The organism is Altericista sp. CCNU0014 (assembly GCF_044923475.1).
Lineage (GTDB): Bacteria > Cyanobacteriota > Cyanobacteriia > Thermosynechococcales > Thermosynechococcaceae > JAAURS01.
The window spans coordinates 507,501-528,633 of the sequence record NZ_CP137338.1; the positions used below are offsets into that span (position 1 = coordinate 507,501).

17 protein-coding genes, 1 tRNA gene and 1 rRNA gene are annotated in these 21,133 nt (G+C 52.1%); 10 read left to right on the top strand and 9 right to left on the bottom strand.

The features are described 5' to 3' along the window. Positions 1-32: 32 nt before the first annotated feature. Positions 33-149 (top strand): 5S ribosomal RNA (gene rrf / locus R6H26_RS02505). A 69-nt stretch (positions 150-218) separates the two neighbouring features. Here the strand turns inward: rrf and R6H26_RS02510 are convergent. From R6H26_RS02510 to R6H26_RS02535, 6 genes are all read right to left on the bottom strand, one after another. Beyond that, positions 219-1,313 carry a tocopherol cyclase family protein gene (locus R6H26_RS02510; RefSeq protein WP_404788040.1) on the bottom strand — a complete coding sequence of 365 codons (1,095 nt, stop codon included), beginning with the start codon at positions 1,311-1,313 and terminating at the stop codon, positions 219-221. An 84-nt stretch (positions 1,314-1,397) separates the two neighbouring features. After that, complete coding sequence (locus tag R6H26_RS02515) at positions 1,398-2,417, bottom strand: 4-hydroxyphenylpyruvate dioxygenase family protein (protein ID WP_404788042.1); 1,020 nt, start codon at positions 2,415-2,417, stop codon at positions 1,398-1,400. A gap of 215 nt (positions 2,418-2,632) precedes the next feature. After that, positions 2,633-3,847 carry an ATP phosphoribosyltransferase regulatory subunit gene (locus R6H26_RS02520; RefSeq protein WP_404788043.1) on the bottom strand — a complete coding sequence of 405 codons (1,215 nt, stop codon included), beginning with the start codon at positions 3,845-3,847 and terminating at the stop codon, positions 2,633-2,635. Between the two features lie 6 nt (positions 3,848-3,853). After that, the gene (locus R6H26_RS02525; protein ID WP_404788045.1) at positions 3,854-4,819 is read right to left on the bottom strand and encodes a DnaJ domain-containing protein; all 966 of its coding nucleotides are present in this window, start codon (positions 4,817-4,819) and stop codon (positions 3,854-3,856) included. Between the two features lie 118 nt (positions 4,820-4,937). Next, the gene (locus tag R6H26_RS02530; RefSeq protein WP_404788047.1) at positions 4,938-5,783 is read right to left on the bottom strand and encodes an inositol monophosphatase family protein; all 846 of its coding nucleotides are present in this window, start codon (positions 5,781-5,783) and stop codon (positions 4,938-4,940) included. Then, complete coding sequence (locus tag R6H26_RS02535) at positions 5,773-6,141, bottom strand: 2Fe-2S iron-sulfur cluster-binding protein (protein WP_404791184.1); 369 nt, start codon at positions 6,139-6,141, stop codon at positions 5,773-5,775. The genes R6H26_RS02530 and R6H26_RS02535 overlap by 11 nt, the downstream gene beginning before the upstream one ends. Positions 6,142-6,241: 100 nt before the next feature. Between R6H26_RS02535 and R6H26_RS02540 the strand changes: the two genes are divergently transcribed. The 3 genes from R6H26_RS02540 (at position 6,242) to R6H26_RS02550 (ending at position 10,545) form a co-directional block, all read left to right on the top strand. Beyond that, positions 6,242-6,326, top strand: a tRNA-Ser gene (locus R6H26_RS02540). 74 nt (positions 6,327-6,400) lie between these two features. Beyond that, positions 6,401-7,264 carry a carboxylating nicotinate-nucleotide diphosphorylase gene (nadC, locus tag R6H26_RS02545; RefSeq protein WP_404788049.1) on the top strand — a complete coding sequence of 288 codons (864 nt, stop codon included), beginning with the start codon at positions 6,401-6,403 and terminating at the stop codon, positions 7,262-7,264. A gap of 281 nt (positions 7,265-7,545) precedes the next feature. Next, positions 7,546-10,545: an EAL domain-containing protein gene (locus tag R6H26_RS02550; protein ID WP_404788051.1), complete on the top strand. Its 3,000-nt coding sequence runs from the start codon at positions 7,546-7,548 to the stop codon at positions 10,543-10,545. Positions 10,546-10,555: 10 nt separating this feature from the next. Here the strand turns inward: R6H26_RS02550 and R6H26_RS02555 are convergent, their stop codons facing one another. Further along, complete coding sequence (locus tag R6H26_RS02555; protein ID WP_404788053.1) at positions 10,556-11,350, bottom strand: slipin family protein; 795 nt, start codon at positions 11,348-11,350, stop codon at positions 10,556-10,558. A 95-nt stretch (positions 11,351-11,445) separates the two neighbouring features. Between R6H26_RS02555 and R6H26_RS02560 the strand changes: the two genes are divergently transcribed. Next, entirely contained in the window at positions 11,446-12,270 is an 825-nt protein-coding gene (locus R6H26_RS02560) for a dienelactone hydrolase family protein (protein WP_404788054.1), read from the top strand. Positions 12,271-12,306: 36 nt separating this feature from the next. After that, positions 12,307-12,846, top strand: a complete 540-nt coding sequence (locus R6H26_RS02565) for a DUF3122 domain-containing protein (RefSeq protein ID WP_404788055.1) — start codon at positions 12,307-12,309, stop codon at positions 12,844-12,846. Positions 12,847-12,856: 10 nt separating this feature from the next. Here R6H26_RS02565 and R6H26_RS02570 read toward each other — a convergent pair whose 3' ends face one another. Further along, positions 12,857-13,537 carry an SAM-dependent methyltransferase gene (locus tag R6H26_RS02570; protein ID WP_404788057.1) on the bottom strand — a complete coding sequence of 227 codons (681 nt, stop codon included), beginning with the start codon at positions 13,535-13,537 and terminating at the stop codon, positions 12,857-12,859. Between the two features lie 111 nt (positions 13,538-13,648). Between R6H26_RS02570 and R6H26_RS02575 the strand changes: the two genes are divergently transcribed. Both R6H26_RS02575 and R6H26_RS02580 read left to right on the top strand, forming a co-directional pair. Then, entirely contained in the window at positions 13,649-14,596 is a 948-nt protein-coding gene (locus R6H26_RS02575) for an aldo/keto reductase (protein WP_404788058.1), read from the top strand. Between the two features lie 134 nt (positions 14,597-14,730). Next, entirely contained in the window at positions 14,731-16,245 is a 1,515-nt protein-coding gene (locus tag R6H26_RS02580; protein WP_404788059.1) for a UbiD family decarboxylase, read from the top strand. 50 nt (positions 16,246-16,295) lie between these two features. On the opposite strand, the gene R6H26_RS02585 is transcribed toward R6H26_RS02580, so the two are convergent. Beyond that, positions 16,296-18,125: an iron uptake porin gene (locus R6H26_RS02585; protein WP_404788060.1), complete on the bottom strand. Its 1,830-nt coding sequence runs from the start codon at positions 18,123-18,125 to the stop codon at positions 16,296-16,298. A 692-nt stretch (positions 18,126-18,817) separates the two neighbouring features. On the opposite strand from R6H26_RS02585, the gene R6H26_RS02590 reads away from it, so the two are divergent. Next, positions 18,818-19,999 carry a BMP family ABC transporter substrate-binding protein gene (locus R6H26_RS02590; protein WP_404788062.1) on the top strand — a complete coding sequence of 394 codons (1,182 nt, stop codon included), beginning with the start codon at positions 18,818-18,820 and terminating at the stop codon, positions 19,997-19,999. Between the two features lie 6 nt (positions 20,000-20,005). Continuing rightward, entirely contained in the window at positions 20,006-21,106 is a 1,101-nt protein-coding gene (locus R6H26_RS02595; RefSeq protein WP_404788064.1) for an ABC transporter permease, read from the top strand. Positions 21,107-21,133 lie beyond the last annotated feature (27 nt).

Genomic DNA, 21,133 nt, shown 5'->3' on the forward strand with positions numbered 1-21,133 from the left:
GGTTTCTCCCGCGAGAGGAACTCAACAAGTTTCCTGGTGTCCATGGCGTAGTGGCCCCACTCCGACCCATCTCGAACTCGGTTGTGAAACGCTACAGCGGCGACAATAGTTGGAGGGTAGCTTCCTGCAAAGATAGCTCGATGCCAGGTTTGTATTAACCATCAAAGCCCCGATTCTTTACTGAAGAATCGGGGCTTTGATGGTTGGGATAGTAGAGCTTACTCCGAACGCCAAGGTTCCTGCCAAGGACCGCCGCCCACCTCCACACAGCCCAGATCGCTTTGGGCGTCTACGATCGATTGCAGTGTTGGGCCAGTTTTTTGCCAAAGTTTAAGCTGCAGCTGTCCCCGAGTGGTATCTCGGCACACAAACGCCAGTCCTTCTGGGGTGGGCGCGCGCACCATCGTCCCAGGCTGATGGGGTGCTGTAGCTTCTATCGTTACGATGTGGCGATCGCTTTCGGCCTGCATCTGCCAATAGCCCCAGGGGTGGACCTCCCAACGCACCGTTGAATTCCAGGGCACGAACTCGTAAAACTGATGGTGGTAGTGGATGCCGATCGCCGCCGCTGACTCCATCCATCCCAAAACCTGCCGCCGACCGCCCCCTGCAGTGAGCGCGAGATCGGGCTGCAGGTCAAAGCTATTGCAGTTCATCCAAAACCACTTCTGGGGAAACGCTCCCCCCCAATTTTTCTCTGCGTAGGCAGGGACGCGATCGAAGCTGTACCGTTGTCCGTTCCAATCCACCCATCCCGTGGCTAAACCGTGGGCCATTAAAATCTGCCAGCCCGGTTCAAAAATTTGAAACTTCGATAGCCAGCCAGCGGTGGACTGTTGCGGGTGCTGGGGATGCCCCCACCCGTAGATGGGTTCTAGGGCAAACTGCCACCGCGCCGTCTTTGCCGAACCCGGATCCTGAAGGATGCCCTGATGCCAAGCGGCAGTTGCTTGATAGCCTTCTTGAACCTCTCGCTCGAACGCCTCAGGTTCTAGGAAACCAGCAGGCTGTTGAGGATGGGCTTTACGCCAGTGACCGTGCCCTAAAGCGTCCTTCCAGGCCCAGAACCGATCGACATCGGGAAACGTTCGACAGAGATATGCTTCGTCTAGCCCTAAAATCTGCGCTGCCCCGCCCCGGTTGGGTTCCCCGGCCACTGGGTTTTGAATGGAATACATAAACGCAAAGGTTTGTCTGACTTGGGGTAACGTGATGCGGTAGTACCACCCTTCAAAAAATTGGCGGTTTCCGGTCCAATGGAAGCCGCTGTGGGGAGTTTGGAGTGGGCTATTCAAAGGGTGCTGCTTTGACACGATTCAACTGCTCTGCTTCAATGGCCTCAAATAGCGCGCGAAAATTCCCCTCGCCGAAGCCCGTAGCCTGCGATCGCCGCTCGATCAGCTCAAAAAAAAAGTAGGTTCTTTGAAAATGGGCCGCGTAAAAATTTGTAGCAGCAAGGCAGCAGAGCCTTCTTGCCAATCCGCCAAAATCTGCTGGGCTTGAATCGCCTGCATTTCTTCTTGCAGTAATGGCATCCGACACCGGGCAAGGCGCGCTTTCATCTGGCTGTAGTAGGTTTTAGGGACGGACAAAAAAGACTGACCCATCTGTCGAAGTTGAGCGACAGTCTGGACAATGCGAGGCGTTCGCAGCGCAATGTGCTGAATGCCGGACCCGCCATTTGCCTCTAAAAATTCTTGAATTTGAGAGTTTGTCGATGTCGGTTCGTTGATGTTCAAGTATGTTTCTCCCCCCATTAAGGTCAAAACCTGGCTCTTCAACCCCGAGTTCTGGGTCTGAATGTCAAAGGTTTGGTGCGTTTGAAAGCCAAAGAGCTTGGTGTACCAGTCAACCGCCTGAGTCAGAGTGCCAGCCGCAACATTTAAGACAACGTGATCGATACCTGCAAAAACAGGCGTTGCGGCCATCGATCGATCCTCAGACAGAGAGGAAATATCTCGCACAATCGCACGATTCTGAGATGGATCGGTATCTCGATCGAGTAGGGTTTCGTAAAAAGGAGCTGAAGACCTGCGATCGATGAGCGTATGATTCAGAGACCCCCAGCCTTTAACTTTTGCCCACCTCAAATGTCCGGTAGAGTAGGTCGCGTCTTCAAGTGCATGAGACACTGGAATTGCTCGTGCAAACAGCTCCTCGAGATTTTCGACCCTGAACGCAATATCTGAAACGCCTGCTGGATGGGACTTTAAGTAGTCAGAGACCGGACTTTTGCACGTTAAGGGAGAAGACAAGACAAAATAAGTCTGTCCGTTCTGGACTGCTTCAATTTGGGTATGGCTGTTTGCAATGCTGAAAAGTCGTCGATACCCCAGTTTTTGGATAAACCAATCGCGCTGAGATGCTGCATCTTCAACATAAAAGTGGATGTGGTCGATTTCAATATTCAAAGTCACTTCACGAACTGATGCAAACGCGAGAGTACGATCGCGGACCGATGTAGCTTAACATTTATTATAGAACGACGGAATTTTAATCCCCAGCAAAACCAGGAAAACGACCTCAACCGCTTTCGCAATTGCGGTTGACGAACACATTAAAGTGCGATGATGCTCTGACGAAAGTGGGTAAAATAGCGCCCCTAGACCTTTTCAGGTTTTCCCGCACCCGGTCAGCTCGAAGCTTCTACAGACTCGACCGTGACGGACCCGGATGCATCAATCCATGCAATTCGTTGGATCTGGCGATGGCGAGCGTAAATGCGGGTTTGCTCTGGCGATCGCATCTCTAACTCAACCTCTACGCGAATCGGCTCGGCCGTATCCTCCTGGTGCCTCAACTGCTGAGCGTGACGGAACGCCGTTGCGATCGATTCAGCGGAATCGGGCACCACCAGCCAGTGACTGGCAGATGTCCGTTGGGGCAATTGACCCAAGAGCACCTGCTGCAAATCTTCCATATTGAGCGAAAATCCAATTCCCGGAATCATCTGGCCCTGGGGGTGGTATAGCTCCAACAGCCGATCGTAGCGCCCCCCTTGACCCAGAATGCGCTGACCGCTATGGCTATCGCTGACCACCTCGAATACCAACCCCGTATAGTAATCGAAGGTTTGAATGAGGCTGAGGTCTAGTGTGACAGATGGGTGCCCTTCAATTAAATTCACAGCGGATCTGAGCCGCCGAACGGCAGCGAGCTGGGTGGCATCCAACGACCATTGGCTGACCTGCTCCAGCACTGCAACGGGTTCGCCGCGCAGATCCATCAGTTTCAGGGCGCGGTTGCGTAGCGCGGGCTCCATGGGTAATTGCTCGAGCTCGACGCGGTTGAGCTGAGCGATCGCCTGTCGTACCTTTGCCCGCAGCGGCTTTGGAAAATCCCAAAGGAGCGACCGCGTCAGATCCGCATCTCCCAAGACCAGATGCCAGCGTTCCAATCCCAAACTAGAAAGCGCATCCGCCAACAGCAACAGTATCTCCGCATCGGCTGATACGCCCCCCGCCCCCAACAACTCCACCCCAGTCTGATAGAACTCGTGTTGCCCGTAGGTCTGCCCCGCCGGCTGACGTCGAAAAATATTAGCCGTATAGGAAAGCCGCTGAGGGTAGGTTTCCACCATGCGAGTTGCTGCTGCCCGAGCGATCGAAGCTGTCAGTTCGGGGCGCAGTCCCAAAATACCCTCGTCTGCATCCCACAGCTGAATGACCGTCTCCGGGCGCACCGCCTCCCCTGCTACGAGCGTGTCTAGGCGCTCTAGGGTAGGCGTGATGATAGGGTGATAGCTCCAGCCGCAAAATACGTCCTGAAGTTGACGATCGAGCCAATGCTTCTGCGCTACATCGATGGGCAATAAATCTCGAGCGCCAGTTGGAGGTTGATAAATCATAAATTGCTATTTCTTCGTACCGAACCATCCGAAAGGGCCCCGGCCTGGTATCTTAACGCCTGCTTGGGTCGCTTTAGTACCGGGTTGAGTTACCTTAGACACCGCAAGAGCTTCCTGCTTTTTCAGTTCGTTCATTAACTGCTGCAGCTCTGCGTTGGCAGGTTGACTCTTTTGCGCTTTTAGCAAGTATTCCTTGGCCATCTTAGGCTGTTTCAGGCGCAGATAGGTAGAACCCAGAAGTAAATTACCGCGAAAGTTTTGAGGATCGAGCTTCAGTGCCGCTCTTAATTCTTGAATCGCAGGCTGAGAAAGATTTTTTGAAATGTAGTCTTCTGCCCGCCGGATATACTGCCTAATGTACTCTTCCGAAGGCGAAACCACCGCTTGATCCATCGGCGTTTTGGTCGGCGTTTCGATCGACACATCGGGACTGCTCGGTTTTGCAACCACCGTATGAGGGGACTGCTCGGAGGAAGCTGGCTGGCTGCGAAGCGGTTGCATCAGTTCTCGCCGGAGCAAAAAAGCAAGATTTAGCTCGCTAATCTGCTCGATGACGTCTACAACTCGATCGAGCTGGCTGAATTGCGTCTGTGCTAATTCTTGAACCGTAGAGCGGTAAAAATCTTCATACCGATCGGATGTCAACAGATCTTTTGGAGTTTGGTAGCGAAATTTAGCAGAATCGAACTCCAAATTTGCGCGCTGCCCGACCAGCTTCAACAGCATGCCGTAATCCGCTCGCTCCTTCTCTTGCGATAAAAACTGGTAAGCCGGATTGACCAGCTTAGAGAGCACTTGACTTGCTTGCGCTTTGTTGAGGGATGCATCGCAGCTGTCGGGGTGAAGGATGCGCGCGAGCTTGAGATAGCGCTTGCGGATCTCTGCTGCGGAAGCGCTTACCTCTAAACCCAATACGGCAAAGTGGTCTGGGTACCCAAATTCGGCCAGTCCCCGTTTGATTTGAAAAGACATTGAGCTTATTCCACGGTCAGAATAGAAGGGTTCTTTAAATGCTAGTTTAATGGGTTAATTAATCTTGCGATAGGGCACCGCAAGAAAGTCATACAGAGGTCGTCATACAAGGGGGGTGTCATATAGAGGGCAATGGCATTGCCAAGGGCTTTACCTTGAGCAGCTCTGCGCTCAAAGCATCGTGCAGGTAACCGTTCGTGGCTAAAATGCGCCCCGATGCTAAATCTAAGGGCAGCCGATCGTAGGCGCTGACCCGACCGCCTGCTTCTTCCACTAAGACGATTCCGGCGGCTATATCCCAGGGAGAAAGTCCCCGTTCCCAATATCCATCTAGACGACCGCAGGCAACATAGGCTAGGTCCAGAGAAGCGGAACCGCCGCGCCGCACGCCCTGGGTGAGATGGGTGAGATGGCAAAATTCAGCGTAGTTGTTATCTGCAGTTTCTCGTCGATCGTAGGCAAATCCGGTGACGAGCAAGCTGTGAGAAAGAATCTTAGTCTGCGAAACGTGAATGGACTGACGATTGCGCGTAGCGCCTAACCCCCTTGCTGCGCGAAACAGCTCTTGATGAAAAGGATCGAAAATAACCCCGATTTGGGGAACTCCGTCTACCAGCAACGCAATGGAGGTGGCAGAAAACGGATATTGATGGGCGTAGTTTGTCGTGCCGTCTAGCGGATCGATCGCCCACAAAAATCGGCTGACTGTATCGCCCTGATGCCCTGACTCTTCGGCCAGAATTTGATGTTCGGGGAAGTGACGCTTGAGGATGGTAATGACGGCAGCTTCTGCGGCAGCATCGGCTTCTGTGACGAGATCGCCCGGTCGTCCTTTTTCTCGAACTGATTCTAGGTTGCCCCAAAACGACTGCAAGATCGCACCCGCGCTGAGGGCGGCTTCGGTGGCGATGTCTAGAAATTCTTCCAAGGGAGGGGTTTGGGGAGGCAAGGGTTCACTCTTCATCTAGGGGCAATCCACGACGCACGGGTCCTTTACCAAAGTAGCGGCCAAACTGTAGCTCGTAAACTTCATCTTCGTCTTGGGTTTCTACTACGAGGGGCGAGCGCGGGTAGCTCACGCACAGCAGGGCATAGCCCTGTCGCTGCAGGTGCGGGGATAAGCCCATGGCTTCAGGTTGGTAAAGCTCGCCTGCTATCACGCGCACGGCACAGGCGGTGCAGGCGCCATTGCGACAAGAGAAGGGGAGGCATGCGCCTTGATTCTCAGCCGTTTCGAGAATGTAGCGGTCTGCTGGAACCTCGACGATATGCTCGGTGTTGGTGCGGCGATCGCGGACGCGCACGGGAAAGGAGGGCACCATAACAGAATCTTTTTGGGGGAAGTTGTTTTTTTCAGCCTTGGATTCTGTTACCATATCTTACTTATGTGAACCAATTCCACAAGGAAAGTCACACCCACCTGGAGAGGTGGCCGAGCGGTTGAAGGCGCAGCACTGGAAATGCTGTTTAGGGCAACTTAACGAGGGTTCGAATCCCTCCCTCTCCGTTCCGTTAGGTTCTAAGATCGAAACCGCAGTGGGGCGACCTCCTGCGGTTTTTCGCGAGACAGAGGATTTTGTCGTGAAGGTTTTACCGCCGCTACCCCCTGCGATCGCTCTAGATCCCCTCTTGCAACAGTGGCTCTTGGAGGATTTGGGGCGGGGCGATCGCACCACGGATGCCATTTTGGTTGGGTCTGCCGCCATCGGATTGGCGGAGTTGCGGCTGAAGCAGACCGGAGTCGTGGCGGGGTTACCGTTGCTAGAGCGGGTCTTTCAACGGCTCGATCCCCACGTTGCTGTTAAATGTTTTGTCCGAGAAGGCGAGGCTGTAGATGCAGGCGCCACGGTAGCCACCATTGAGGGGTCTTTGGCGGCCCTTTTGACGGGAGAGCGAGTTGCACTCAATTTAGTCATGCGTCTGAGCGGGATTGCCACTCTAACGCGGCGCTACGCGGAGGCAATTGAAGATTTGCCCGCGCAGCTGGTGGACACGCGCAAAACTACTCCTGGCCTCCGATCTCTTGAAAAATATGCGACGGCCTTGGGTGGCGCTCGCAACCATCGCTTTGGCCTCGACGATGCTGTGATGATCAAAGATAACCACATTGCGGCTGCGGGAGGGATTGCGATCGCGATCCAACGGGTGCGTCAGATGTCTCCATTCCCGCTGGCGATCGAAGTCGAAACCGAAACCTTCGCCCAGGTAATGGAGGCCGTTACCCACGGTGCCGACATCATCATGCTGGACAATATGCCCGTCGAGCAGATGAAAGAAGCCGTCGAGTGGATTCGCGCTAAAAATCCGCTTATTAAAATTGAGGCTTCAGGGAATGTCACCTTGCACAACCTGCGACAGATTGCCCAAACAGGCGTTGATTTTGTCTCGACAAGTGCACCTATCACCCAAGCGACTTGGCTGGACTTTAGCTTGAGGATGGTCTAGGGAGTAAAGAGGAGCTTAAGCGGTTAAATTGCTTATTGGAATCAAGAATTTAGCTCTATCCTCAATATTTTCAAAATCTTAAAATCTTTGATACATAATAGTTTTAAAATTTTCTGCATTATTTAAGAATGTATTCCTTTTGAGTCTTGAAGTCTTTCAATCTATATGAAAATATGGATTGACAGTAATAGTAATTCAAAAATAAAGACTAATACACTGTGATTGGAATCGTAAAATAACGATCGCAGTTTTCGAATTAATTCAGGGGGAATATCGGACGAATGACTCAGAAAAAAGCCAAGCGCGCCCTGCAAGAGGAGGCTCTACACCTGAGTGAAATCATTCAGCTTCGGCGAGAGATTGCGCTAAAAAGTTCCAGCCTAGAGGAGACGATGGCCCTCATTGTGGAACGATCGCAGCAGCTCACCCATGCGGACGGAGCAGCTATTGAAATGCTCAATGGCGACGAACTCATTCGTCGATCCGCTAGCGGTAATGCTGCGCCTTCTGTTGGGCAGCAGTTGAGGGGGAAGGCGTGTTTATCTGGACACTGCCTCAAAATAGGTCAGGTTTTATATTGTCCAGATGTAGCCACCGATCCGCACGTCGATCTTGAAGCCTGTCGCCGCATTGGCATTCAGTCGATGATTGTGGTGCCAATTCAGACTCCCGAAGGGTGTCAGGGTGTGCTAAAGGTTTCTTCTTCAGCCCCACACACTTTCACAGAAAAAGATGTCCAGGCACTCCAGCTCATTGCTGACTTTTTGGCAACCTCGCTCAGGCTTGCGTCAGAGTTTGAGGCAAAAAATGCGCTGCTTCTGGCCTTGCGCGACACTGAGGAACGCTATCATTCCATCCTTGAGGCATTGGCTGAGGGCGTCACTCTACAAGATGCATCCTCTACCATTCTTGCCAGCAACACTAATGCTGCAACCATCTTAGGTCTATCCCCTGAGCAGATGATGGGACGCTCTTCCCTTGACCCTCAATGGCAGGCCATTCATGAAGACGGTTCACTTTTTCCGGGCGAACAGCACCCGACTGTAGTCACGCTTCGCACGGGTAAACCTTGCCGTAACGTTATCATGGGCATCCCTAAGCCCGATAACGATCTCACCTGGATTTCGGTCAACTCCCAGCCGCTATTTCGTCCTGACGAACAGAACCCCTATGGGGTGGTTGCCTCCTTCTCTGACATTACTGAGCAGAAGTGGGCAGAAGACGCGCTCAAAAAAAGTGAGGCAGAACTCCAAGCGCTCTTTGCCGCCATGACCGATGTTGTATTGGTGCGGGATGCGGAGGGTCGCTGCTTAAAGGTTGTTTCTACGAATACGCAGTACCTCTACAGACCCGTTGAAGAACTCGTGGGCAAAACGCTGCACGAAACCTTTCCTGCTGAACAGGCCGATGCGATCCTGGGCTACATTCAGCAGGCTCTAGCGCGGCAGCAAACCGTACAGGGCGAGTACAGCGTAGTAGATATTGAAGGTAGGAAGATTACTTTTTCAACCAACTTTTCGCCTATCTCCGCCGATGCGGTAGTGTTGGTGGTGCGGGATATTAGCGCCCAGAAACAGCTCGAGAAAGCTTTGTTTGAGGAAAAAGAGCTGGCTCAGGTTACACTCGCGTCTATTGGAGATGCGGTGATTACCACGGATGCGGAAGGCTGCATTGGTTACGTTAACCCTGCTGCCGAAAAATTGATGGGTTGGAACCCTCTGAATACGCTAGGTATTCCCTTTGATGAGGTCTTTAAGCTGCTTAATAAAGCGACGGGTAAACCTGTTGAAAATCTCTTGGAAAGGGCGCTTCAGAAAGACTATACGAATGATTTAGAGACCGTCTTAGTTGCAGCGGATGGTCGAGAGATTTCCATCAAAGAATCGGCTGCTCCCATTTGCGATCGCAGCGGTCAGAAAATTGGCGCGGTGATGATATTTCAGGACGTTACCCAAACGCGGCAGTTGTCCCAGCAGCTTGTTTGGGAAGCCAGCCACGATTCATTAACGCGCCTTGTCAATCGGCGTGAGTTTGAGCAGCGCGTGGAGGAAGCCCTTGCTGATGCCCAGTCACAGAATCAGGTTCACGCACTTTGCTATCTAGACCTCGATCAATTTAGAAGCATCAACGATAACTGCGGTCACGCGGGGGGTGACGAACTCCTTCTCCAACTCTCAGCAATCTTGCAAGTTCAAGTGCGCAGGAGCGATACTTTAGCGCGGCTGGGTGGTGATGAATTTGGCCTATTATTCAAGGAATGTACTCTAGAACAGGCTTTACGCATTGCGAATCAGATACGGGAATGTATCCAGAGTTTTCGATTTGTTTGGCAGGCCCAAGCCTTCAGTATTGGTGCAAGCATTGGCCTCACGGAAATTAATGCCGAGAGTACAAGCGTGTCTGACATTTTGAGCGTGGCGGATGCAGCCTGCTATACGGCCAAAAATAGAGGGCGCAATCGGGTTCATTTATTTCAAGCTAACGATCTAGCTGTGGTTCAGCAGCGCAATGATACTCAGTGGATCTCTCGGTTAAAGCGCGCGCTAGAAGAAGATCGATTCTGTCTCTACTATCAGCCGATTTTCGACGTTGCGGCAAGCTCTCAATCCGAACATTATGAAGTATTACTGCGCCTGCGAGATGAGACGGGTCAATTAGTACCACCAATGGCTTTTATCCCTGCGGCTGAGCGCTATAACCTCATGCATCTGATCGATCGCTGGGTCATCAAGACTCTGTTCAAGACCCAAGGCGCTCACTATCGAGACGTATGGCAGCGGCAGTGCCAACAAGAAGGGGACATCCCTAGCGCTCTGTACGCTATTAACCTTTCAGGCGATAGCATTAATGACGATCTGTTTATCAATTTTGTATACGAGCAGTTTGCCCTGCACAGCATTCCGACCCATCTGATCTGCTTTGAAATTACCGAAACGATGGCGATTGTAAACCTTACCAAAGCCAGCCAGTTTATTCGCGAACTTCAGGCAATGGGCTGTCGTTTTGCCCTAGATGATTTTGGCAGCGGTATGTCTTCCTTTGGCTATTTGAAAAACCTACCCGTAAACTACCTCAAAATTGACGGCAGCTTTATCCGCAATATCGTGACCGATCCCGTCGATGCTGCCATGGTCAAAGCCATGACGCAGATTGGGCAGGTGATGGGCATGAAGATCGTTGCGGAATTTGTAGAAAACGACGCGATTCTAGACTGCATCAAGGAATTGGGTATTGACTACGCTCAAGGCTATGGCATTGCAGCACCGCGTCCGTTGACTTAATGCAAGAGGTCTATTGCTTGGGCGGAAGTTTTTCAGGCGAGATCTGAGTCTGCTGCTGAAGCGATTCCGACCACTGTTTTGCCAGAGAAATAAAGTCTGATGGCATCATTAAGATCGTAGTGGTATTGTTCTCTGCTCCAATTTCGGTCAGCATTTGCAACCGCCGGAGTTCTAGCGCGGCTGGATTGGACATGATGCTTTTGGATGCCTCCCCAAGCTTGAGCGAGGATTCTTGCTCTGCTTCGGCTTTGATGATTCGGGCGCGTTTTTCGCGGATGGCTTCGGCTTCCTTTGCCATCGCCCGCTGCATCGTGGGCGGAATCTCTACGTCTTTGGTTTCGACTCGCTCTACGGCAATTCCCCAAGGTTCTGTCACTTCATCCACAATTTCCTGAATTTTGAAGTTGATCTTGTCTCGCTTTTGGAGAATATCGTCCAGAATGTTCTGGCCCACGACATTGCGCAACGTCGTCATTGCGGTTTGATAGACCGCCATTTGATAGTTTTCTACCCGCGTAATGGCTTTGCCAGGATCGATCACTCGATAATAGAGCACGGCATTGACGCGGATCGTCACGCTGTCTGCGGTGACCGTTTCCTGCGGCTCGATATCTACGGTTTTGGTGCGGATATCGACCTTTGCTTTCTGATCGACGGCTGGAATAATGCAGTACAGACCGGGACCTTTGACATCGCTCAGACGGCCTAGCCGGAAAATAACACCGCGCTCGTACTCGCGGTCTATCTTGATGCTGGAAAAGCTTAGGCCCAATAAGAAGAGAAGAGGAATGAGTAATTGTTCCATAGTAGTGAGAACGTTTTCCTCAGGGATGGTTCTATTCTATCCCAGGCTAAAAAACGCCTAAGCTAGAGATCCAACCATTTGGGAGTGAGGGTTTGATGAGACGACGAGATTTGTTGGTAGCTTCTGCGGGACTTTCGGCCACGGCTTTGGCTGTGTCGATCGGCTCGGTCTCAAGAACGTTGGCTGCGACGAACCGGATGCCGAAAGGTCGAAAGGTTCAACTCGATCGAGATTTGACGGGATATTACGTTACGCCTAGCACCAAGGGGCGGTACCCCGCAGTTGTTGTCATTATGGAAGCCTTTGGTCTCAACAGCAATATCAAAAGCGTGTGCGATCGCCTCGCGCAAGCGGGCTATGCGGCACTGGCTCCAGATTTTTACCACGGTGCAATCTACCCCTACACGGATATCGACGGGGCCGTTGCAAAGCTCAAGACCCTTAAAGACGATGTCGTCATGGCAGAGTTTGGCAAAGGAACCGATTTTTTAGGGAAGCGACGGGAGGTCAAACCGGGTGGTGTGGGCGCGATCGGTTTTTGCATGGGAGGTCGCTACGCGTTTTTGGCCAATGCAGTACAGGCTAGCACTGTAAAAGCCGCCGTCAGTTTTTACGGCGGCGGAATAGCGGCAAATCCAGATCCGCTCGGACGGGCGAATTTGCTGGATCGGGTCGAACGGATGATGGCCCCTATTCTGCTGATCTACGGCGCAGAGGATGCATCGATTCCAGCGGAAGAGCATCAGCAAATTGCAGCGGCCCTATCGAAGGCAAAAAAACAATATTCTCTCAACGTGTTTTCCAAAGCAGGACATGGTTTCTTCAGCGATCGCCGGGATAGCTACAACCCTACAGCTTCTTCGGAAGCTTGGGCGATGACTTTAAGCTTCTTCAATCGCCATTTGAAAACCAGATCGTAAGCACCGCCAACTTCTCTTGAATTCCAACCAAAACAGATGATTCGCGCCATAATAACGCACGCATTCAAGCTGCTTGCCACGATTGGCATTGTAGCGCTCCTCATCGGCAGCCAGATGGGGTTGGCACCCGTGGCACTAGCAACGGTCACGCAGCATGAGGAATTACCCGGACAAATTTTATTTAAGGCGAAGCAAACCTTCGCGGATCGCAATCACTATGCTTGGCAAGCGATCGCCTTCCGACAAATTTATCCCAATCGCCACGATGACTTTTACCTGCGACTGGTCGGTTTCCCTGGCATTGTCGCTGTCGATCGCGATCGGCCTCTAATTCTAAAAAATAAAAAAGGAGACTCTTTCCTGGCGCTACCCGATTTTGGCGAATTGACCAAAAATCGCCTTTCACCCGATCTTCATGTGGGGCAGTACAACTTGGAAGGAATCGTAGAGCAACTCGACGCCAGTGTAGATTGGCAGGCGATTATTCCTACAGAAAACAAGAGCGAGAGAGTTCTCGAGATTCCAGGTACCCAAATTCAGGAGTGGCAAATTGCGGCGGCGGCGGGGAGTCGATAGCGACCGTGTTTTACTGCCGAACGACTAACATTTCATTTCCCCCTTTTTGGAGTTCGTACGTTACCCGCACCACGTCCGCCCGATAGCCTAACTGCCGCAGCTCGACCAGGAGCGGATCTAGGTGGGGCGATCGCTCTAGCATCAGGGTCAGTAACGGAAAAATCCGCACCTCCTGACTCACCCGCAGCATTTCTAAAATTGCACTGCGGTGAAACGCGTAATCGAGATGCTCGGAATAGAGAAACAAGAGGTGGGAACACAGCCCTAAGTCAAAGGACCTATCGGGAAAATTGAGGGTCGGCAATTCGCCTGTTCGATAGCGATCGCCCCGTTTGCCCTCGTCATAGTCGGCCAAGAACTTGCGAATGACCTGTTCTCGGTTGTGACGCAGATCTTCAGGGGATTTGTGATACTGCCACACGTAGTCCTCGGCAGTGGCTTTAACCTGACCGATGATGTCATCCACTACGGCATCGAATCGCTGCAAAATCTCCGCACCCGTAAAGCAATAAATCGGATCCACAGAAATTACTGTTCCGCACTGCTGCGTGGCTTCAGCATTAAAGCTAGCTGGGCCGTCGCCAACCCCCAGAATCCGCTGCGACAAATCCGCCGCAGTGAGGTCAAACATGCGGGTATATTCATCCAGCGATCGCCCAAATGGAACGACTGCATCGAGTTTCATCGCCATAGAACTTGTATTTCCGCCTGCTTAGAAATTCCGAGAGTATTGTGGCATGGTTTCCCGAAAGGATTCTGAAGGATTAAGCTATTAGAGAAACGTTTATAAAGAAATGTAACGATGATAACCAGTCGTCAGCTCGGACAGCACGGCCCGGTGGTGTCTCCGATCGGGATCGGGACCTGGGCTTGGGGAGATAGGCTCTTTTGGGGCTACGGCGATCGCTATGGTGCGGCAGAGGTGGAGGCTGCGTTTCAATCGGCTGTAGGGGCGGGTATTACGTTTTTTGATACCGCTGAGGTTTACGGAATGGGTGAATCGGAGCGGTTGTTGGGGCAGTTTTGTCGGGAGGTTTCGGTGCCCGTGCAAATTGCAACTAAGTTTGGTCCGGTGCCGTGGCGATTTACTCAATCGTCAGTACTGGATGCGGTGCGGGCCAGTTTAGATCGGCTTCAAGTTGAGACGATCGATCTGTATCAGGTTCACTGGCCGTTTAGTTTTTTGCTCGGTCAAGACGCGTTATTTGAGGCGTTGGCGGAGTCGGTCCAAAAGGGTTGGATTCGGGCGGTGGGGGTGAGCAATTACAGTGCGGATCAGATGCAGAAGGCCCACGATAGTTTGGCGCGCTTTGGCGTGCCGCTGGCGGTCAATCAGGTGCGCTATTCTTTGGTGACGCGCCAGATCGAGAAGCAGGGGCTGTTGGAGCGATCGCGACGGCTCGGCGTTACGATTTTGGCCTACAGCCCGCTGGCGCAGGGGTTGCTGACGGGCAAGTATACCCCGGACAGTCCGCCTCAAGGGGCGCGTCGTTTTGACGCGCGCTTTAGCGCGCAGGGGTTGGCGAAACTCGCACCGGTGCTGAACGTATTGGGCCAATGTGCCGAAGCGCACGATAAGACGCTGGGGCAGGTTGCGCTGAACTGGCTGATAAATCGGGAGGGGGTCATTCCGATTCCAGGCGCAAAAAATCAAAAACAAGCGCGAGAGAATGCGGGTGCGATGGGTTGGTCTTTGACGCCGCAGGAATGGGATGCCTTGGATAGGGTTACGCGTCCTTGGATGGAGTAATGCCCTTTCTCGATTATCGGACGCATTGCATGACGGCAGGCGATCGGCAACATTCGTTTGGCTTCAGTTCAGCGGGGATCTTCTGTTCAAATCCATTCATAATTAAAAGGAAGTCACTTTCATCCTGTAATTTAATGACCAGAGACCTGCGCGGATTTATCAAGCTCCTCGAAGAACGCGGACAGCTCCGCCGCATTTCAGCGCTGGTTGACTCGGATCTGGAAATCTCCGAAATAGCCACCCGCATGCTGCAAAAAGGTGGCCCAGCACTGTTGTTTGAGAATGTGAAGGGCTACGAGACGCCCGTTGCCGTCAATCTCATGGGGACCGTGGAGCGGATCTGCTGGTCCATGAACGTCGATAAGCCTGAAGACCTAGAAACCCTCGGCAAAAAGCTGGCACTCCTGTATCAGCCCAGACCGCCCAAAAAGATTTCCCAGGCCATCGACTTTGGTAAAGTTTTGTTTGACGTGCTCAAGGCAAAACCCAGTCGAGATCTATTGCCGCCCTGCCATCAGGTCGTTTTAAAGGACGATGCCGTCGATCTCACCAAAATCCCGATGCTGCGCGTGTATCCGGGGGATGCGGGCAAAGTGCTCACCCTCGGCCTGATGATTACCAAAGATCCCGAGAGCAAAATCCCTAACGTTGGCGTCTATCGACTTCAGCTCCAGTCTAAAAACACCATGACCGTTCAGTGGCTTTCGGTGCGCGGCCCCACCCGTCACCTGCGCAAAGCAGCCGAGCGCGGCGAGAAATTGGAAGTGGCGATCGCCCTTGGGGTAGACCCTCTTGTCATTATGGCGGCTGCCACCCCCGTCCCCGTGGATCTATCGGAATGGCTCTTTGCTGGACTCTATAGCGGTTCCGGCATTCATTTGGCCAAATGCAAAACGGTCGATCTAGAAGTCCCCGCCGCTGCCGAAATGATTTTAGAGGGCACCATTACCCCTGGCGAAACGGGTGTGGATGGCCCCGCTGGCGATCACATGGGCTACTACGGCGGCGTCAACGAAAATGCGCCGCTGCTGCGTTTCCACTGTATGACCCATCGCAAAAATCCGATTTACCTGACCACCTTCAGCGGTCGTCCGCCTAAAGAGGATGCCATGATGGCGATCGCCCTCAACCGGATCTACACACCCATCCTGCGGCAGCAAGTCCCCGAAATTATCGACTTCTTTTTGCCTATGGAAGCCCTGAGTTACAAGGCGGCGGTACTATCTATCGATAAAGCCTACCCAGGCCATGCTCGCCGCGCCGCCCTAGCCTTTTGGAGCGCCCTGCCGCAGTTCAGCTATACCAAATTTGTGATTGTGGTGGATAAAGATATCAACATCCGCGATCCGCGCGCTGTAGTGTGGGCGATTACCTCCAAAGTCGATCCCGCTCGCGACGTGTTTATTTTGCCGGATAACCCCTTCGATTCTTTGGATTTTGCCACGGAAAGAGCGGGATTGGGCAGCAAAATGGGCATTGACGCTACTACTAAGGTTTATCCAGAAACCGATCGCGTTTGGAACGATCCGCTGATTTCAGATCCCGATACTGCTGCAATGGTCGATCGACGCTGGGCAGAGTACGGTCTAGCGGATTTACAACTTGCAGAAGTAAATCCAAATTTATTTGGTTACGATATTCGCGCGTAAAAAAATCCCCGCAGAGGAGAAAACTGCGGGGATAAAAACAAACCTAAGCGTTAGAAATTAAACTGCATCCGCAAGTTACCCACAAAGACAGTAGGGTTGCTGTTGTAGTTATTCGGGTTAATAATGGCGTAAAACGCTGGAACTAGAGCAACATTGTCATTAATGGGATAGAAGTAGCTGGCCTCAATATCGTACTGGGTCCCCCCATCTCCGCCGCCTGAAATAAGCTTGCTGCGACCGCTGATGACATCCGACGGGACGACAAACGAAAGCGTACCTTGCGCGCCTTGCTTGCCCAAATCGGGGAATGCCAAACCAAACTGGATCGATTGATTGTTGACGTCTGCTTTAGGAATTAAAGGATTCTCCGGCGTGAGGTTCACATTGCCAAAGGTATAGCGACCGAATACGCCAAACCCTTTGGTTACCAGCCAATCGAAGTTAAAGCCAAAGGTATTGGCTGTGGCTGGCCTGAGGTTTCCGCCAAACCCATCGTCTGCCAAACCCCATAGCGGCAACCCAGCCGTTCCTCCAATGAGACCGCCAAAGCTCGTTGTAATGTTGCTTCGCGTGTAGAGAAACCTCAGATTGAGGGTCTTAAGGGGAGAATAGGTTACTTCGCCCGTCAGGGTATTCGTGCCATCAAACAAACCCAAATTCGGGTTTTCTGCTGAATTGAGGAAAGAAGGCAAAAATTCAATACTTTGGCTGAGATAGCCCAATTTAATCTGCAGTTGTTTGCTCGGAGACCAGATGGCAATTGCCCCTGCGCCTCGCTTGCTCGCATTCAACAGGGGACTGCCGATAGAATCGAAACTGGTACTCCCGTTCAAAAAGAATGTGAACCGATTGTTGTCAAAGTAACGATAGAAATTAATGCGCGGGCCGACAACCATCTCAAAATTTTTCGCTACTGGAAAACTGTAGTTCAGTTCCCGCAACACAAAATCTCCTAAACCATTTGTCGTTCCTGCAGTTTGGTCTGTAAAAGGAGTCCCCCACGTGTTGTACAGACCCGCAGAAGCAAAAGCGTTAGTAGGGGAGTCGCCCGTACCCGAGGCAAGCTGAACCCGCAGCAGATCTTTGCCCGTAAAGGACGTGTTGAAATTCAGCCACACCAACCCGCTGAAGGTGACATTCGGATCGTTCGCAATACGAGTTCTGGGCACGCCATTAATGCCGCGATCCGGTTGATTGATCGCCCTAAACGGAAGGATGCCGTCGACACCGTCGGCAGTAACGCCCCTACCAGCAACTGCGCCAGTAATATTAAAGAAGGCATTGCCGCTGAGTTTTGTGGTGGTCGAAAATTGCTGTGCTTCTAGGGTTTTGGTGCGGGCTTCGAGTCCATCTACGCGCCCTTTCAGAGTCGCGAGTTCGGCCTTGAACTCTTCTTGGAGTGCTTTGACCGCAGCAAGGTCTTCTTTCGTGGCAAAGCGATCGCTAATCTGATCCAAGCAAGCATTGAGCGCCGCAGCTAGTTCGTAGCGCGTTGCCGCGCGATTGCCACGGAACGTGCCATCGGGATAACCTGCAATGCAGCCATAGCGCTCGACCAGCGACTGGAGCGCTTGAAAAGCCCAATCGGTCGGCTGTACGTCGGACAGTTGAGAAACGGATGTAACTTGACCTGCATCGCTGTCGTCTACAGCCTGAATCAACGGAGCGTTGGACGTGAAAGCTGGCGCTGTAGCGTCAGGGTTGCCGAAATCGACTTGCTGAGAAATTTGCGAGACGGGCTGAATATCGGTCAATTCTTCCGCTTGGGCTGTCTGCGATCGCCCTTCCATCATTGCGCTCATCACGCCAAACAATACCGTCCACACGCACACCTGCACGGCCAATCGGGATTTCCGATCCGCCTGGAAAGCACTAAACATTACTTTTTCCTCACACACATATAAAATCGACTCAAAAAGCCCCTCGTAGCAGACATAAAGTCACTTTGAAGCAACCTATCCTATCCAGAAGAACTTTAAGAGAAGATTAACGAGACTGTATACAACATGCAGAGTATGATGCTAATTTCTTTTGGAAATGTATAAAGCTATACTTTTCAATAATTTTGTTCTGAAGCGTTGACAGACGTTCGAGCGTCACGGTCTTGTATATTTTTGTTGCAAAAAGTCGCGCATATTCTCTTTGGGAACAGGCATGTTGAAATACCCTAAGCCGAAAGAACATTACGAGCAGGCTGGCAAAATTTCATGGCAATACGCGCGATGCTAAAAAGCTGATTTTCAATTTGTTAAAGGAGTACTGAAATAAAGTTTAGAGAAAATTGTACTCGTGCAGAGACGAAAAGGCAGTCCCTATCTTTCTCCGTCTTTCTTATCAAACGAGTCAATCAATATGTAACCTCTTATACCTTTTGCTGCGAGAATACTCTATAAATTGTACCCTGTATACACGATCTGGCTTCTAGCTTGTAAACACTGAGATTAGCGGCTGAATTTGCGCGGCTAGAAAAAGCAAGGTGCTCTTCACGATATAAACGGTTGTTTAAGTGTTCTATAAGGGTTTAAAGCTGATTAAATTATCTTTTTCAAGAAAGTGTAAGGAGTTTGATTAAGTGTCAACTAGACGATCTCTTTATTTGCCTCGTCGCCAGGTTGTCCGAGGGATTTTAGCTGCGACAGCATTTGGCCTTACTTCTCGATTGGTGGGCTGTAGCGCTTCGTCGGAGTCTGTCTCCGAAGGGGGCGATGGAGGAGATAAGCCCCTCGTGGTGGGATTTATCTACGTGGGTTCCAAGGATGACTTTGGCTACAATCAGGCTCACGCAGAGGGAGCAGCGGCGATCGCCAAGCTGCCGGGGGTTAAAATTGTGGAACAGGCCAACGTCCCGGAAACGACCGAGGTTCAGGAAGCCATGCGCAACATGATCGAGCAAGATGGCGCGACCGTATTGTTTCCCACCTCCTTTGGCTACTTTGACCCTCACATTACGAAAATTGCGGCAGAGTTTCCAGAAGTTCAGTTTTTTCACTTCGGTGCCCTTTATCAAGAAGGTAAAACGCCTAAAAATGTCGGCAGTTTCTTTGGGGATGTCGATGAAGGTCAGTACGTAGCAGGCCGAGTGGCGGCCCAAACGTCCAAAAAAGGGAAGCTCGGCTTTGTGGCGGCTAAACCCATCACTCCCGTGCTGCGCAACCTCAACAGCTTCGTTTTGGGAGCGCGCAGCGTGAAACCCGACATCAAAGTCCAGGTTATTTTCACAGGGGACTGGTCGTTGCCTGTTAAGGAGGCAGAAGCCACCAACAGTCTGGCAGACCAGGGCGTTGACGTCATTAGCATGCACGTCGATAGTCCCAAGGTCGTGATTGAAACCGCTGAAAAACGCGGCATTTACTCCAGCGGGTTCCATGCGGTGCAGTCTAGCTTGGCCCCTAAGGGCTACCTGACCGGGACAGCCTGGGATTTTCCGAGCGTTTATACTCAATATGTCGAACAGATCAAAGCGGGTAAAAAGCTGATGGATGGAGGGATCGCGCACCTCATCCGAGGCGGGCTGAAAGAGAAGTTTGTCAAACTCGCTCCCTACGGTCCCGCTGTCAGCGATGCGATCGAGAAAGATGCCGATGCCACCCAGGCCAAACTCATCGACAGCAGCCTATACATCTATAAAGGCGAAATTAAGGACAATGCGGGCAAGGCTGTGATTCCGGCAGGGAAGAACTTGAAAATTACCGATGCTGCCCTCGATAAGATGGATTGGTTGGCAGCGGGCGCTCTTGGCAAGGTAGGAGGATAATCCGCAATGCAAACACGCCGCCAACCTCAGCACTGGGGTAAAACCCTCGAATCGATTTGTTTGCCCGTCGCGGCCATTTTGTTCTCGCTTTTTTTATTCGGCCTGTTCTGTGCGGCGGTGGGTTCTAACCCGTTTGCAGTGTATGCCTCCATTCACAAGGCTGCGTTTGGCAATTGGCGCTCTTTCCAGAACACTTTGATTCGCGCCGCACCGCTGATGCTGACGGCGCTCTGTACTGCCTTGCCCGCCCGTTTGGGACTGGTGATTATTGGTAATGAAGGCGCGCTGGTGATGGGCGGCATTGGCGCAATTCTGGTCGGATTGGGTCTAGGGAGCAACGCACCACCGCTCGTCGTCCAAATTGTAATGGCTTTAGCGGGGTTGCTGTTTGGGGGATTGTGGATTGGCGCGGTGGGCGCGCTGAGGCACTATCGGGGCGTAAACGAAACCATCAGCAGTTTGTTGATGAATTATATTGCGATCGCCCTGCTCAATCACCTGGTCAACGGGCCGATGAAAGATCCCGCTTCTCTCAACAAGCCCTCCAGCTTTCCCATTCCCGACGCCGCCATGCTGGGCGTTTTGCCGGGAACGCGCATCCATTACGGCTTGATCTACGGCATCGTTGCCTGCGCGATCGCCTACATCTTAATTCAGCGCACCACCTTCGGGTTTGCGGCGCGGACGGCGGGGGGCAACATTCGCGCGGCTCGGATTGCGGGGCTGCCCGTAGGCCAGCTGACGATGGCCATTTGCTTTTTGGCGGGATCTTGCGCGGGGCTGGCTGGCATGGTGGAGGTCGCAGCGGTGCACGGTCGCGCCAACGAGTCTCTGAATGCAAACTACGGCTACAGCGGAATTTTGGTTGCTTTTATCGCTCGCTATAACCCTTTGGCGGCCACTGTGGTAGCGGTTTTGCTGGGGGGCATTCTCGCCAGCGGCGGCATTTTGCAGCGGGTGCACGACCTGCCGGATGCGACGGTTTTGGTTTTTCAAGGGCTGGTCTTTTTGGTGGTCATGTACAGCGAGTCCCTCTACGGACGTTTGGCAATTTTCAAAGAGCGGTCTGAAGTCAAATCCACTCGTCAGCCTGCGGCTGTCGTCTAAATCTATTGTTTACTTTTGGATGGAGCG

Excerpts from the sequence above, each read along its gene's own strand:
- R6H26_RS02570 (WP_404788057.1), bottom strand. The coding sequence starts at position 13,537 with ATGGCGATGAAACTCGATGCAGTCGTTCCATTTGGGCGATCGCTGGAT.
- R6H26_RS02555 (WP_404788053.1), bottom strand. The coding sequence starts at position 11,350 with ATGGAACAATTACTCATTCCTCTTCTCTTCTTATTGGGCCTAAGCTTT.
- R6H26_RS02580 (WP_404788059.1), top strand. The coding sequence starts at position 14,731 with ATGACCAGAGACCTGCGCGGATTTATCAAGCTCCTCGAAGAACGCGGA.
- R6H26_RS02565 (WP_404788055.1), top strand. The coding sequence starts at position 12,307 with ATGATTCGCGCCATAATAACGCACGCATTCAAGCTGCTTGCCACGATT.
- R6H26_RS02525 (WP_404788045.1), bottom strand. The coding sequence starts at position 4,819 with ATGTCTTTTCAAATCAAACGGGGACTGGCCGAATTTGGGTACCCAGAC.
- R6H26_RS02550 (WP_404788051.1), top strand. The coding sequence starts at position 7,546 with ATGACTCAGAAAAAAGCCAAGCGCGCCCTGCAAGAGGAGGCTCTACAC.
- R6H26_RS02585 (WP_404788060.1), bottom strand. The coding sequence starts at position 18,125 with ATGTTTAGTGCTTTCCAGGCGGATCGGAAATCCCGATTGGCCGTGCAG.
- R6H26_RS02535 (WP_404791184.1), bottom strand. The coding sequence starts at position 6,141 with ATGGTGCCCTCCTTTCCCGTGCGCGTCCGCGATCGCCGCACCAACACC.
- R6H26_RS02575 (WP_404788058.1), top strand. The coding sequence starts at position 13,649 with ATGATAACCAGTCGTCAGCTCGGACAGCACGGCCCGGTGGTGTCTCCG.
- R6H26_RS02530 (WP_404788047.1), bottom strand. The coding sequence starts at position 5,783 with ATGAAGAGTGAACCCTTGCCTCCCCAAACCCCTCCCTTGGAAGAATTT.
- R6H26_RS02520 (WP_404788043.1), bottom strand. The coding sequence starts at position 3,847 with ATGATTTATCAACCTCCAACTGGCGCTCGAGATTTATTGCCCATCGAT.
- R6H26_RS02560 (WP_404788054.1), top strand. The coding sequence starts at position 11,446 with ATGAGACGACGAGATTTGTTGGTAGCTTCTGCGGGACTTTCGGCCACG.
- R6H26_RS02595 (WP_404788064.1), top strand. The coding sequence starts at position 20,006 with ATGCAAACACGCCGCCAACCTCAGCACTGGGGTAAAACCCTCGAATCG.